Raw genomic sequence first — 15,531 nt, 5'->3', positions numbered from 1 at the left:
ATACTCAGAAGAGTAAATCTCATTTCAATAACAATTGATACAATATATTAACCATTTAAAATAGTTGCACAGGCTTAAATTCAAATTTTTTTGTAAACATTAAAAAAGTTTTCTTATTTAAAATCAATTAATTAATACTATAAACCCTACAAATCATACGCTTTTTAACCATTTTAGTTTTGCGGGTTATGATCTACATCAATTTTTGCCCTATACTGCTTTGCTAGTATCCTCATGTTTAATGTTTCATTTAAATTCTTAAGAGCGAGAGTAAGTTTGAGAGCTGGCAACCCCTTTGATATGTTGTTACCTGCTGATATGGCAAAAGTTGCCGAAGATGTAGGTGTTTATAAAGCAACTAAGCACCCGCTAAAGACCTTTTTTTTAGCGATATATGCTGGTGTATTCATTTCTATTGCTTTTGTTTTTTATATCACTGCCACTACCGGTACTGCTGGTGTTGTTCCTTTTGGCCTGGCAAAACTGATAGGCGGGATTTGCTTTTCCATGGGGTTGATGCTGGTTGTCGTCTGTGGTGCTGACCTGTTTACCTCCACCGTTTTGACGGTAGTTGCCAAAGCCAGCGGCCGCATCACCTGGGGCCAACTAGCCACCAACTGGTTAAACGTTTATATTGGTAATTTACTTGGCGCTCTGTTCTTTGTCGCTTTGATTTGGTTTGCTGGCCAACATATGGCAGCCAACGGTCAATGGGGTTTGAATGTTTTACAAACCGCTAACCACAAATTACACCACACTTTTACTGAAGCAATTTTTCTTGGCATTCTGGCTAACTTAATGGTTTGTTTGGCCGTTTGGATGAGCTATTCAGGGCGCAGCCTGACAGACAAAGCCGTTATCATGATCCTGCCAGTGGCAATGTTTGTTGCCTGTGGCTTTGAACACTGTATCGCCAACATGTTTATGATCCCGATGGGTATCGTGGTTAAGTATTTTGCTACCCCAGAATTTTGGCAAACTGTTGGGGCAACACCAGAACAATTTGCTCATCTGACCGTAAACAGTTTTATTATGGACAATCTGATCCCCGTCACTATTGGTAACATTATTGGTGGTGGCCTGCTGGTTGGGTTGAGTTACTGGGTAATTTATCTGCGTGGTGGTGAACAGAAGCATTAATTCTGTTCGCTGGCATGGCACGGGTTTAACAAAAAATCCACATTAGAGGTAGGTATATCATGACCGAACTTAACGAAAAATTAGCAACTGCTTGGCAAGGCTTCACTGAGGGTGATTGGCAGAAAGAAGTCAACGTACGTGACTTTATCCAAAAAAACTACACTCCTTATGAGGGCGACGAAGCCTTCCTGGCCGGTGCCAGCCAAGCGACCACCACACTGTGGGACAAGGTGATGGAAGGGGTCAAACTGGAAAACCGCACCCATGCGCCAGTTGATTTCGATACCAGTGTTATCTCTACCATTACTTCTCATGATGCTGGCTATATTAATAAAGACTTGGAAACCATCGTCGGTTTGCAGACAGATGCACCACTGAAGCGGGCATTGATCCCATTCGGCGGCATCAAAATGGTTGAAGGTTCATGCAAGGTTTATGGCCGTGAACTGGATCCACAAGTGAAGAAGATTTTCACTGAATATCGTAAAACCCACAACCAGGGCGTATTCGATATTTACACCAAAGATATCCTGAACTGCCGTAAGTCTGGCGTGCTGACCGGTCTGCCTGATGCATATGGTCGTGGTCGTATTATCGGTGACTACCGCCGTGTGGCACTGTACGGTATTGACTTCCTGATGGCTGACAAGCTGAAGCAGTTCAACTCACTGCAAAGCAGATTTGAAAATGGTGAAGACCTGCAAATGACCATGCAGTTGCGCGAAGAAATTGCTGAACAGCACCGTGCACTGGCTCAAATGAAAGAAATGGCCGCCAAATATGGTTATGACATTTCTGCTCCAGCCAAAACTGCCCAAGAAGCGGTACAATGGACTTATTTCGGTTACCTGGCTGCAGTTAAATCCCAGAACGGTGCTGCCATGTCATTTGGCCGCGTATCTACCTTCTTGGACGTGTTTATCGAGCGTGATATCAAAACCGGTAAACTGACAGAAGAGCAGGCTCAGGAACTGATTGACCACTTGGTCATGAAGCTGCGTATGGTTCGTTTCCTGCGTACCCCTGAATACGATGAACTGTTCTCTGGTGACCCAATCTGGGCTACCGAATCTCTGGCAGGTATGGGTGTTGATGGCCGTACACTGGTTACCAAAAACAGCTTCCGTTTCTTGAATACCCTGTACACCATGGGGCCTTCACCAGAGCCAAACATGACCATTCTGTGGTCTGAAAAGCTGCCGTTGAACTTCAAAAAGTTCGCCGCAAAAGTGTCTATCGACACCTCTTCCCTGCAATATGAAAACGACGATCTGATGCGCCCTGACTTCAACAACGATGACTATGCCATTGCTTGTTGCGTCAGCCCGATGGTCGTTGGTAAACATATGCAGTTCTTCGGTGCTCGTGCCAACCTGGCGAAAACCATGTTGTACGCCATCAACGGCGGCGTTGATGAAAAACTGAAAATACAAGTGGGTCCAAAAGAGCCACCGATGATGGATGAAGTGCTGGACTATGACAAAGTCATGGAACGCATGGATCACTTTATGGATTGGTTGGCCAAGCAATATGTGACCTCGCTGAACGCCATTCACTATATGCATGACAAGTACAGCTATGAAGCTGCGCTGATGGCACTGCATGACCGTGACGTTTATCGTACCATGGCTTGTGGTATCGCTGGTTTGTCGGTGGCTGCCGACTCTCTGTCTGCTATCAAATATGCCAAAGTTTCCACCATCCGTGATGAAGACGGCCTGGCCGTTGACTTCAAGATTGAAGGTGAATATCCACAGTTCGGTAACAACGACTCACGTGTTGATGATATCGCTTGTGATCTGGTAGAACGTTTCATGAAGAAAATTCAGAAACTGCATACCTACCGTAATGCGGTACCGACTCAGTCTGTTCTGACCATCACCTCTAACGTGGTTTATGGTAAGAAAACCGGTAACACCCCAGATGGTCGCCGTGCCGGTGCGCCATTCGGCCCTGGTGCCAACCCAATGCATGGCCGTGATCAGAAAGGTGCGGTCGCCTCTCTGACTTCGGTTGCCAAACTGCCGTTTGCTTATGCTAAAGATGGTATCTCTTACACCTTTTCCATCGTTCCTAATGCGTTGGGTAAAGATGATGATGTGCGTAAAGCCAACTTGGCGGGTCTGATGGATGGTTACTTCCACCATGAAGCTTCCATCGAGGGGGGGCAACACCTGAACGTTAACGTCATGAACCGTGAAATGCTGCTGGATGCCATGGAAAACCCTGAGAAATATCCTCAGTTGACCATCCGTGTTTCTGGTTATGCGGTGCGTTTCAACTCGTTGACTAAAGAGCAACAGCAAGACGTGATTACTCGTACTTTCACTCAGTCGATCTAATCACTGCGTCTTGACGGGGGGAGTTTATCTTCCCCTGGTAAAATAGACTTGGGCCGGATATTCCGGCCCTTTTAGTAAGCGAAATTTAGTAAACGAAATCTATTCCGGTTACGCTGCCAGAGCCTTAATCCCGCGCCATTTAAGCGATTTTCGCCTAACTTCTCTGAATCTGCCGAATAATGTCCCCCTGCAATAATCATAATGGTGGCTGACGATGACAAAAGCGATAACGCGACGGTCGGCAGAAAGAGGTATACTACAGCAGTAATCGGCGTGTACCCGGGCAACCCATCGCCCTACTCGTTACTCCGGCCGCTCCGTTATGGTATTACGGTCTCTGTCTGGGGGTAACGAGCCTATTTTAGGTTACGTTTGACAGTCAATATTGGAGAACACCCTGCAATGTCCTTAAAAGGTCGCATCCACTCTTTTGAATCCTGCGGCACCGTTGATGGCCCGGGTATCCGCTTTATTGTTTTTTTCCAGGGTTGCCTGATGCGCTGCCTCTACTGCCATAATCGTGATACCTGGGACACTCATGGCGGAAAAGAAGTCACCGTTAAAGAATTGATGACGGATACCGTGGCTTATCGCCACTTTATGAATGCCTCTGGCGGTGGCGTCACCGCATCAGGTGGTGAGGCCATTCTGCAAGCAGAATTTGTCCGTGATTGGTTCCGTGCCTGCCAGCAGGAAGGGATCAGTACCTGTCTGGACACCAATGGTTTTGTTCGCCGTTATGACCCGGTGATTGATGAACTGCTGGATGCTACCGACCTGGTGATGCTTGACCTAAAACAGATGAACGATGAGATCCACCAGGTTCTGGTTGGTGTATCTAACCAGCGCACGTTGGAGTTTGCCCATTATCTGGCGAAACGTAATCAACGCACCTGGATCCGCTATGTGGTTGTTCCGGGCTGGTCTGATGATGACGCATCAGTCCATATGCTGGGGGAATTCACCAAAGATATGAGCAATATCGAAAAGATCGAACTGTTGCCTTATCATGAATTAGGTAAACATAAATGGATCGCCATGGGGGAAGAGTACAAACTCAGTGATGTACATCCACCGAAAACTGAAGTGATGGAGCGAGTAAAAGGGATCCTTGAGAGCTATGGCCACAAAGTCGTTTACTGAGGCCCTACTTTCTCCGACACCCGAGTTCCATAACGTGACAGAACACAACGCTGGCTCTCCCCTTTAGCCTAAGGCTTGAGCCCAGTCATGGGTCACAGAGTCAGCGACTAGATGCATAAATACGTTGTGACCAGGAACGACAAATCCGCCTGCGGGCTGCCGCCGGCGGATTTAAATGATGCTGGCGGTGGTGCAGGGTGGACCTCATGAATGAGGCGCCTAACGCTAGCCAACACCACTGGCCCTGAAGTATCACGGTATAATCCCTTTTCCTCTTTTCATCAGGAAATCACGATGGCAAAACGTTTTAGCTGGCCAATAAAATCTAACCCTGTTCATGCTGCTTATCAGGCAGCATTTTCTTTACATCAGGCGGGGAAGTTGCAGGAAGCAGAAAGAGGCTACCGCCAACTACTACGCTCTTCACCGAATCATACCAGTGCTTTGCACTATCTTGGGGTTATCTGTTTGCAAACCCAGCGGCTAGAAGAAGCGGAGACGTTAATCTCACGTTCGTTGCAACAACAAGAAGATGCTAGCGCTCTGTTAAACCTTTCATTGGTGTGCCAGGCGCTTAATCAATCTGAACGCGCGATGACATTACTTGAACGCGTTTTAGCGCTGACGCCGAATAATGCCCAGGCTACCAATAACCTGGCCAATGAATACCTCAGGCAAGGTGAGGTTGCTCGTGCACTCACGCTGTATCGCCGTGGTACAGAACTCAATCCGGGGTATCTATTAAACTGGATGAATCTCGGCGTCTGCTTGCGTAATGAAAATCAGTTTGACGAGGCGGAAACTGCATTACGCCAAGCGTTAGCACTGGATCCTCAACATTATCAATCTGCTACGATTCTGTCTTCACTGCTGGAAAACCGCAAACAATGGGCCGAAGCGATTGCACTCTGCGAACGGGTTAACGATATTGCCAGCCTGTGCAGACTGAAGCGGAAATCTGCTGATTGGCAAGGGCTCGATACGCTGGAGGCACAATTACACAATCTGGTGGTTGACGAACACCAGCAAGAGATCGACCCGCATACCTTGATTAATTATCCGTGGCTCACCCGCGAGCTTCACCGCAATGCAGCTCGCCTGTTTGCACAAATACGTTGGCCAATGCAGTTGGCCAATCCATTGCCACAACCTGCTCGTTCTACCAATGCGCGCCTCAAGATTGGTTATCTTTCAGCAGATTTTTTCGATCATGCCACCATGCATCTGCTGGCTGGCGTGCTGGAGGCACATGATACCGAACGCTATGATATTCACCTCTATTGCTACAGCCCAAAAAAAGCGCCGGACAATTACACACAACGGCTAGCAGACAGCGGTTTACCCCTGCATTACCTGCGTGGCATTAGCGATAAAGCTGCCGCACAACAGATCATGGCGGATAACGTTGATATTTTAGTGGACCTGAAAGGTTTCACCACCTACACGCGCTTGGGCATCACCGCTTATCGACCAGCACCGATAACCGTGAGCTGGCTGGGTTATCCTGGTTCACTGGGCCACCCAGCGCTGGCGGATTATATTATCGGTGATGCTCAGGTTACACCGGTATCTCATGCTGGTGACTATAGCGAGACGCTGGCACTTATGCCGGATAGCTATCAGCCAAACGACCGCAACCGCCCACTTCCTACCCCACTTAGCCGTAAAGATGTTGGTCTGCCAGACAATGCAGTGGTCCTGTGTAGCTTTAACCAAATAGTAAAATATAGCCCCGCTCTATTTACGCTGTGGAGCCGGGTGCTGAATGCGGTGCCCAATGCGGTGCTCTGGCTCCTGGAAGGCAATTCACCAGTCGTTACTGATAATCTTCGCCGTGAAATGGTTGAACGGGGTATTGCTACCGAGCGGATTATTTTTGCACCTTTTATGAAACTTGAGCAACATCTGGCCCGCTTACAACTTGCGGATATCGCACTGGATACCTTCCCTTGTAATTCGCACACCACCGCCAGTGATGCATTGTGGGCAGGGGTTCCATTAGTGAGCTATACGGGTGAAACCTTTGCCTCGCGTGTCGCCACCAGCCTGCTACATGCGGCTAATGTTCCCGAGTTAATCGCCGCCGATGAAAACAGCTGGCTGCAATTGACCTGCGAACTGGCGAACGATGCCGAAAAGCGGGCAACGCTCCGTCAGCGTTTAATCGCTGGGCGGCAAACCTCTGCGCTGTTCGATACCCAACGTTTCACGCACAATCTTGAACAGCTCTACGATGCCATGTGGGCCCAACGGGATCAGCCCCGCGAGCAACGGACGACGCTTGTTTTAGAGAAAGATGATTGTGTTAGAGGAAGATGATCGTGTTAGGGGAAGATGACCATGTAGGGAAAGATGATCGTGCATGGCAATAAGCCAGGTTTAGTCACTTAGCCAAGCTCACTCTACTGGCAAGCACTTGCCGCTAGAGTGAGCCTTAAGGATGAAGTGAAAATGCTCGCCATACCTCTCTCGGCTTTATTGATGACGGGGATATGCCCGTCAAACTGGCAGTTTCACCTCACGACGTCAGGAAAACGGGTTGACCCGTGTTTTCCTGACGTCGTAGAGGCCGCTCAATCGATATTTTTAAGTTGCCATTCGCCAGCAAGAATACGATCAAGCATAAAGAAAGGCATGTATTCACGCCAAGTATGCTCTTTCACCACACTGGCATATTGGCATAGGCTATTGCTGTGCTGATCCAAGACTTCCCACCGCTGTAATTCACCCTCTTCTTTACTGCTAGCGAGGCCGGCCAATTGATAGCTGACATTGCTGCCAACATGAAATTTATTGGTTTTCCAACGGATTGGCGCATGGGGAGGGAAAGGTTGTGCTTGATAGAACCCAAACATATCATCGTGACTGAGCAAACTCTGTCGGATGGTGGGCCAGAGCTGCTGACGCATAAAATATTGATCGACAAAACGACGATGATTATCTTGCTTACTCAAATAATCACTAACCTGTACAGGAATTGAAGGCAGATTAGCATTATGACAACCGCCCCACATCCCGGCTAACAGCAGTTCAGTATGGGTAAAGTAATCACGCATATGGTGATACCAATAATCACTCTGCAACCAGGCTTCAACCGCCCCTTGCTCTCGTTCAGAGAGCAACGAATCAGCATCACGAATAAGATAACGTTTGACTTCGGGGTCATCCAGAACCAGAAAACGCCACATCAGTGCTGGGACATTCTGGTGCAAATCCCCTGCAACTTTTATCACTTTAGCGCCGGTATCCAGCAAACGCTGCTGCACTGGTTGGGGCACCGTATCATCCAGATAAAAACGGCAATGCCAACCAGGGAACAGCTCTTTGCTCACTTGCGCGTTCATAATCGCACTTTCACAGTAACGCACCTGTGAACCAAAAAGAGTAAATGAGATGGCATTCTCTTGCGGATTATGGGGATTAAACGCAGGCGGATGGGATTCGGGCAGAGGATAAAGCTGGCCACCACCAAATATCTGATCCCCCTGCTCCAGTGATATCAAACCATAGTGTTTCACTTCATCGGGACGATTCGTCCAACCACAAGCCTCCGTCAAACCATCAATCATCGTGGCCGGGAGTGCCTCTAATGGCAGACTTTGAAACAATTTCTTATAGGTTTTATAGGCTTTTTCATATTCTTCAGTTCGCATTAAACACAAGGCATAGCTGGACAATACATCAGGATTACGCGGCACCAAACGCAGTGTCGTTTCTGCAATTACTTTCCCTGCGGCATAATCATCATTCGCTATTGCGGTACGATACTGTTGCGCAAGATGGTTAAGCCGTTGTTCCTGACTATGAGACTGAGCTATTGATTTTTTTTTCTGGAAAGGAAGCATAGAATTAAATTCGCCTCAGACTGATCAATGATGATGGCGATGCTTACTGCCTGTACTGGGTGGCAGTAAGCACCCTGCTAAGATGCTTCAACGTTATGATGAACCGCCTTATTGAGGTTCACCCAACGGGGAAAAATGCAAATGCATCGCTACCACCCTGTTACTTGAAATCGGTTAGGTATAGTCCCGTTTAGTTTAGCTTACCTTTCCAACCAGCTCAGTAACATTGCGGCACTGGCAATCACATTAATGTTCGCAACGTAACCATCATAACGATTATTAATCGCTGATAGCTGGTTGTTAAAATGATCGTTTTCTGCCGTAAGTACATCCAGCAAAGTCCGCTTGCCGAGGTGATACCACTGATCATAAAACATTTGCCTAACTCGATCGGTCTCTATAGACAAACGGTCAAAATCTTGTGCGCGTAAAAACGAAGAGTCACGAGTCTGGACCAAATTATTAATTTGATATTCCAAATCTCGATAGGCAGTTTCATACTGTTGTTGAGCACCCGTCGCTTTAGCCAGCGCAGCCTGCTGAGCCGCTTTCTGTGAGCCACCGCTAAACGCATTCCACTGAACATTCACGCCGGTATACCAGCCGGTTTCATTACCATTGATATCTTTTGCGGTATTCTTGGAAACCACCAAATTAAGTTGCGGCAACCCCGCAGCCTTAATACTGTCAGCCTCAGATTCAGCCGCCTTGGTTTGTGCCTGCAATTTCAGCAAATTGGGGTTTTTTGCCAATGAGGCGATCGCCGTTGATGCCGGGACCATAGAATCTTGCCAGGAAATATTTTCAGGTAAGTTGGGTTCTACCCCCAATAAGCGCACCAGCTTGATGCGGCTTACACTTAATTGGTGTTCAATATCGTCTAAATTTGCACGGGCAGATAATAGTTTGGCTCTCGCCTGAGTAAACTCACTGGCACGGCCTTGGTCTGCTACCGTAATCTGCTCCAACATATCGGCCAGTTGCTTCATTCGCGTCATATAAGCGACTGCTACTACACGACTTTCCTGATAGCGCGCGAGATTTATCAATTCTGAGACAGTATTATACGCCAGCATCTCTTTGGTATAACTTCTCGCATTAACCGCCGCCGTCACCCCTTCTTCTGCGCTATCAACTTGATGGCTTATCTTGCCCCAATCATAGATAGGGGTAACCACTGAGACATTGCCACTGGTATCTTTGGCATTGGAGTTATTTCGCTGTAGGTCTGCGCTGCCCCCTTGGGTCGCCAAGGGTGTTGATACCCCAACCTGAACCTGCGGCCAGCGCTGACCTTTGGTTTGATCAACATAATAACCTGCGGCCAGAACATCTGCGTCAGAGGAACGCACTTCTGGGCTGTGCATCAATGCCATCGTCACCATTTTACGTAAAAAAGTATGAGATGAAGCATCGCTTTTCCCGGCGTAAACGTTGTCTGCCACATTACCCGCATCACGCTGGTTACTTTCAGTATTTGAACGCACTTTGCCATAAGCCGGGTCTGGCTGTAACGGCTGCGGGAAATAGTCGCCACTACTCTTCTGCTCTGGCTGCTTGCTATCTGCGGACATTTCATTTTTGATATAAGCATCGCTACGCAGATCATTGCGGTCAACCATCTTGGGCTGCGGTTCCCCCTGAGTGACATCACCAGATTGACTATTTGCTGCCTGGCTATTTACTGCCTGACTATTTACTGCCTGAGTCGGTTGGCTGTTAACTGAGCTTGTCTCGCCTTTCTCAGCATAAACGTTATCTACCGCATTATCCGAGGCACGCTCAATTTCAGCAGTACTTAAACGCGTTTTGTCATAAACCGGCTCTGGCTGAAACAGTTTCTTGCTTTGAGAAACCGTGCCCTGCTGTGCTGGCTGTTTGCTGTCTGTCGATATTTCACTCTTGATATCAGCGTCAGCACGCACACCATTAGGTTCCACTACCTTGAGCTGCGGTGCACCCTGAGTGACATCTCCTGACTGACTATTTGCTGCCTGAGTCGGTTGACTGTTAACTGAGCTTGTTTCGCCTTTCCCAGCATAAACGTTATCTACCGCATTATTTGAGGCACGCTGAATTTCAGCAGCACTTAAACGCGTTTTGTCATAAACCGGCTCTGGTTGAAACAGCTTCTGGCTTTGAGAAACCGTACCCTGCTGTGCTGGCTGTTTGCTGTCTGTCAACATTTCACTCTTAATACCAGCGTCAGCACGCACATCATTGCGTTCCACCACCTTGGGCTGCGGTGCACCCTGAATAACATCTCCTGCCTGACTATTTACTGCTTGAGTCGGTTGGCTGTTCACTGAAGTTGGATACGCACTACTCTCTGTTGAACTCTCTGAGTTACTGGTCAATTTAGGCGAAGGCGTGCTTGAGACGCTAGGTGAAGTTGCGTTGGCTGCCCCATCGGCAACAAATTGCGACTGACTGTTAGCCCCAGATTGACCGCTCTCTTTAACCTGCTCCACGCTTTGCGGCGCTGAAGGTTTCAGATTTGATTGCTCAACATACTCCTCCTGGGTCACCATAGGCGGTAATGAATTAATATCATTGTCGCTCTCCCCTGATAAGGAGGACTGTTGGTCAATTGCCAGGCTAGAAAAAGGTAAACATATCGCTATTGCCATGGCTATTTTCAACCGACGAAACTCACTCTGCTTCTTTGCCATCCGCTTATCTCTCTCTAAATGCTTCACGTGCTTTTAAGACAGGTTTCAATATATAAGACAAAATTGTCTTTTCACCTGTTCTAATTTCCACATCAGCGACCATGCCGGGCATAATCGGAAACGTTTTATCTTTCATATGCAATGCAGCTTGGTCGGTACGTACATAGACTCGATAATAGGTTGAGTCTCCACGGCCCGCACGTGCTTTTTCTTCATCGACCAAGGTATCAGAACTAAGATGTTCCACTACCCCAGACAAACCACCATAAATGGCATAGTCATAAGCAGTAACTTTCACCGTTGCAGGTAAGCCTGGACGAATAAAGGCCACATCAGCAGGCTTAATCTTGGCTTCAACTAAAAGGTTATCTTCCAAAGGAATGATCGTCATGATCTCAGCCCCTTGAGCGATAACACCGCCTATGGTGGTGGTATGAATATTATTCACTGTTCCACGCACTGGCGCGACAATGGTGGTGCGCTGCATGACATCCTGCCGACCACGCAATACTTCCTGGGTCTGAGCAAGTTCCGATTCAGCCTTATTCAGCTCATTATTCGCCTCAGAACGAAATCGGTTGATGCGATCGACGATTTGCAGTTGGAACTCATTGGCCTGGCGACGTAACCGTAGAATTTCCACATCTGACATCAGCCCTTTTTGGGCTAATGGCGCAGAAAGCGCGACTTCATTTTCCGCTAAAGCTAGACTTTTCTTAAGTGCGGCGACACTATCGTTAAGTGTTTTCAACTGAGAGTTGTAGGCTTTAGTTTCATTTTCGATAATACCAGCCTCCGCCATCACCTCTGGAGGAAACTCTAATTTGGTGTCATACGCTTGGGCACGTAATCTGGCTATAGTTCCTTTAAGGGCTAATACTTTTGATAAAGACTCACCATAGCTGGCCCCCGCGCGGGTCGGGTCCATTTTCAGCAGAACCTGCCCCTTTTCGACAATGTCGCCTTCACGGACATTCATTTCAGCCAGAATCCCACCTTCCAGGCTCTGAATGACCTGCTCGTGGCTAGCGGGGATGATTTTACCTTCACCACGGGTGACTTCTTCAACCTTGGCAAAATGTGCCCATACCAAGGCAACCACCAACACAATCAAGATAAGATAAAGCATGATCATGCTGAATGGCGTTTTTTGTGAAATCAACGCCGCCTGCAGATCATTCATAAAATGCAAGTCATCAGGCTCTATCTTTCCAGTGTGTTGCAGGTTATTGCCATCCTTTTTTTTCTTGCTGTTAACTTTATCTGGCTGGTTCACGGTTTTTATCTTTGCCTCATTATCTGCTATCGTTCCATCACCATTATTGCTGTAATCCGCATTATCTGGGCCGGCTAATGCCACGTCATCCTTGTTCATCCATTGTTCCTTGTCAGTGTATTACCATCATTTTCAAGGTATAACAGTATGAACTATCTGATCTTGAAATCGATTGGATGCCATTGCAGGTCACCACTTAATGGACATTTATTCTGCTAACTGCCCGCTGCAGCTTTCTGCGCATTCTTCTCGCCATTGGCACTCAGCATGGCAATCACTTGATCTTTAGGACCATCAGTCATCACATGTCCGTCATCCATAACAATCAGACGATCAAAAATACTCAGCACGGACATACGGTGCGTCACGATAACCAAGGTTTGTCCCTCAATCGCTTTTTGCAATTGCTGAATAAACTTGTTTTCTGTCAAAACATCCATTGAGCTGGTAGGTTCGTCCATCAGTAAAACTTTAGGTTTCAGTAATAAACAACGCGCCAAGGCAACCAATTGTCTCTGCCCACCGGAAAGGCTATTCCCCATCTCACCTACGGGCATATCATAGCCCAGCGGGTGCTTAGCGGCGATGCGATCCAACCCTGTCATCTGGGCAACGCGCAAAAACTCTGCTGTAGTGGCCCCTGGATTACCTATGGTGACATTAAAGCGTAAGGTGCCACTAAAAAGGCGGCAATCCTGGCCTACATAACCCACTGCGGCACGCCAATCTGCAGGATCAACCTGGGTCGCATCAACACCATCGATGGAGAGCTGACCGCTACGCGGTTGATAAATCCGCGCCATCACCCGTAGCAATGTCGACTTACCACTGCCAATGCTGCCGATAATCGCTACGCGCTCACCAGCTTTGATGGTGATATTGATATTATCCAAAACGGCGGGTGGCACCATCATTCCAGGGACCGGATAGGCGAATGCCACCTTTTTCAGCGTCAGATTGCCATTAAATTTGGGTGTTGGCAGATAATTAAATGTTGGATCGCGTTCCGTAGGCAGTGCCATTAACTGGTCAAGAGACTTTAACGCGGTTTTTGCATGCTGATAGCGCAGCGCCAACCCAACCACTGCCGCCAGCGGTGCCAGTGAACGACCTGACAGAATGACCACCCCTATCATCGCCCCCATGGTCAGTTCCCCAGCATGAATCAGGTAGACACCAAAGACCACGATAGCCACTGTACAGGCTTGCTGCATAAAGGTGACGAAATTTGAAGTCAAGGCTGAAAGATAGCGGGTTTTCATCGAAGAAGCGGCTGCCAAAGCACTGATATCATCCCAGCGTTTTTGCATTACCCCATGCCCTTGAGTGGCTTTCAGTACTTCCATCCCCTCAATAGACTCAATCAACATCCCTTGCTTTTGGGAGATTTCACGAATATTTTCAGCCATATAACGGCTTAACGGCCATTGAATGACCACACTGACCAACAAAATAATCGGTACTGCCAAAAGTGGAATGATCGCCAATTGCCCGCCTATCATATAAATGATAAACATGAACAGAATACAGAATGGCAAATCCGAAAGCGTAGAAAGCGTGGCGGAAGTAGCAAAATCACGCACTGCTTCAAAATCACGCAATTGGTTCGCAAATGTACCGGTTGATTGCGGTTTACTTTCCATCCGCATCGCCATCACTTGCCGGAACAGTTTTGCACCGACAATCAAATCAGCTTTTTTACCCGCGATATCGATCAAATAAATACGAACTTGGCGTGAAATAAACTCAAAGATGACGGCAATCATCACCCCGATGGCCAATGACCATAATGTGACATAGGCCTGGGTCGGGATCACCCGGTCATAAACGTTCATGGTGAAAAATGTGGTGGCCAAGGTGAGAATATTGGCTAGCAATGCCGCAGTTGCCGCACTGTAAAAATAATGGCGATAACGCCACAAGGTGGAAAACAGCCAGTGACTTTCACGGGTCGACTCTGGCAATATTTCATCGTCCTGGCGTGATTCCAGTTTTGGCGTCGGACTCGCCGCCATCACATAACCAGAAGCTGACAGATCCTTCTCTGAGAGTGTCACCGTGCCACCGCTTTCAGGTGCCACAATCTGGTATAAGCTGTTGGCCTTTTGCCCGGTTCTGGCGGTAACGATACAATAAGTGCCATCATTACGCGCTACAATCACCGGGAATAAGTAAGAAGAGAGTTGCGAAAGGTCACGCTTAATCCAACCAGCTGAAATACCCACTTGCTCCAGCATACGCAACGCTAACTCGGGCTCTAGCTTATCGCCCCGTGGTAAACCGGCGTAAAGCACTTCTGGGCTGTTTACTTTGTTATAGTGCTTACACAACCACTCAACCGCCCAAAGCAACGAGTCTCTGCTGTGATCATCAATATTATCAAACTCCAGTGAATGCATCACCGAGGTCTCCGTTGCCTCTCCTGGTTCCGGCAGTTGTTTACTCATAATCTTTCCCTAGTTTTACTTAGACTTTAATTAAATCGTGTAAGAAAAACATGTGTATAACTGTGAACGTCTAGTCTGAATCTATCAGAAAACGATAGAGCATAGGCGGTAATTTATCAAATTTAGCAAGCTACTTCAAAAGTTTGCTAAAGAGAATAGGATTCTTCTGTAAGTTAAATCAATCGTAGTAACGCATTGGAATTTTCACCTGAGTAATACCTTCCAGTACCTGCACATTAATATAAATAGGGTGTGTATACTACACTAAGTACAGTGTAACAGAGATGCATCTCTGTACCAAAAATCCCGTTTAAAAAAGTGTAATAAAGATAATAGAAGTATTAAAACTATCACTTGCTATCAAAAGTCAGCAAAATTGATGACGCATAGACTCGTAAAGGAGGGACAGAGCATAAACCAAGTCGGCGCAAATCGAAAGATATACCCGCCACCATCAAAGCAACGCACTGTTGCAGGCGTTGCTCACTCATCCAACAGTTAGAATGGCGACGGGCATATAAAGACTATAACAAACTGCTATTCACTACTATTTAACAACCCACACTATTTAACAATGCACTACTATTTAACAACAATATCTACCCGACGACCCTGGGCGTTACAGCTACTATCTTGATGCTTGGCATTGGCTACACACTGCTCAGC

General features: G+C 47.3%; 8 protein-coding genes. 4 read left to right on the top strand and 4 right to left on the bottom strand.

The window, feature by feature from the left end; translation table 11 throughout:
* Positions 1-276 precede the first annotated feature (276 nt).
* From focA to AC2A06_RS18040, 4 genes are all read left to right on the top strand, one after another.
* Complete coding sequence (gene focA / locus AC2A06_RS18055) at positions 277-1,140, top strand: formate transporter FocA (RefSeq protein ID WP_023489368.1); 864 nt, start codon at positions 277-279, stop codon at positions 1,138-1,140.
* 59 nt (positions 1,141-1,199) lie between these two features.
* Positions 1,200-3,482 (top strand): formate C-acetyltransferase, encoded by a 2,283-nt coding sequence (gene pflB, locus AC2A06_RS18050; RefSeq protein ID WP_484381189.1) that lies wholly within the window; start codon positions 1,200-1,202, stop codon positions 3,480-3,482.
* Positions 3,483-3,884: 402 nt separating this feature from the next.
* Complete coding sequence (gene pflA, locus AC2A06_RS18045; protein WP_484381188.1) at positions 3,885-4,625, top strand: pyruvate formate lyase 1-activating protein; 741 nt, start codon at positions 3,885-3,887, stop codon at positions 4,623-4,625.
* Between the two features lie 294 nt (positions 4,626-4,919).
* Positions 4,920-6,944 carry an O-linked N-acetylglucosamine transferase, SPINDLY family protein gene (locus AC2A06_RS18040; RefSeq protein WP_484381187.1) on the top strand — a complete coding sequence of 675 codons (2,025 nt, stop codon included), beginning with the start codon at positions 4,920-4,922 and terminating at the stop codon, positions 6,942-6,944.
* Positions 6,945-7,198: 254 nt separating this feature from the next.
* Here AC2A06_RS18040 and AC2A06_RS18035 read toward each other — a convergent pair whose 3' ends face one another.
* The 4 genes from AC2A06_RS18035 to AC2A06_RS18020 form a co-directional block, all read right to left on the bottom strand.
* Entirely contained in the window at positions 7,199-8,470 is a 1,272-nt protein-coding gene (locus AC2A06_RS18035; RefSeq protein WP_473195528.1) for a tetratricopeptide repeat protein, read from the bottom strand.
* A gap of 200 nt (positions 8,471-8,670) precedes the next feature.
* Positions 8,671-11,142, bottom strand: coding sequence for a TolC family protein (locus AC2A06_RS18030; RefSeq protein WP_484381186.1), 2,472 nt, complete (start codon positions 11,140-11,142; stop codon positions 8,671-8,673).
* Between the two features lie 4 nt (positions 11,143-11,146).
* Positions 11,147-12,325, bottom strand: coding sequence for an HlyD family type I secretion periplasmic adaptor subunit (locus AC2A06_RS18025; RefSeq protein ID WP_484381190.1), 1,179 nt, complete (start codon positions 12,323-12,325; stop codon positions 11,147-11,149).
* A 308-nt stretch (positions 12,326-12,633) separates the two neighbouring features.
* Positions 12,634-14,865, bottom strand: a complete 2,232-nt coding sequence (locus tag AC2A06_RS18020) for a type I secretion system permease/ATPase (protein ID WP_484381185.1) — start codon at positions 14,863-14,865, stop codon at positions 12,634-12,636.
* Between the last annotated feature and the right edge of the window lie 666 nt (positions 14,866-15,531).

It is taken from the genome of Serratia sp. HNCC26DJ244 (assembly GCF_057180565.1).
The sequence above is the reverse complement of the archived record's forward strand: the minus strand, read 5'-3'. Positions and strand labels throughout refer to the sequence as shown.

Coding starts and splice junctions, on each gene's coding strand:
- pflB (WP_484381189.1), top strand. CDS start 1,200: ATGACCGAACTTAACGAAAAATTAGCAACTGCTTGGCAAGGCTTCACT.
- AC2A06_RS18020 (WP_484381185.1), bottom strand. CDS start 14,865: ATGAGTAAACAACTGCCGGAACCAGGAGAGGCAACGGAGACCTCGGTG.
- AC2A06_RS18030 (WP_484381186.1), bottom strand. CDS start 11,142: ATGGCAAAGAAGCAGAGTGAGTTTCGTCGGTTGAAAATAGCCATGGCA.
- pflA (WP_484381188.1), top strand. CDS start 3,885: ATGTCCTTAAAAGGTCGCATCCACTCTTTTGAATCCTGCGGCACCGTT.
- AC2A06_RS18040 (WP_484381187.1), top strand. CDS start 4,920: ATGGCAAAACGTTTTAGCTGGCCAATAAAATCTAACCCTGTTCATGCT.
- AC2A06_RS18025 (WP_484381190.1), bottom strand. CDS start 12,325: ATGAATGATCTGCAGGCGGCGTTGATTTCACAAAAAACGCCATTCAGC.
- AC2A06_RS18035 (WP_473195528.1), bottom strand. CDS start 8,470: ATGCTTCCTTTCCAGAAAAAAAAATCAATAGCTCAGTCTCATAGTCAG.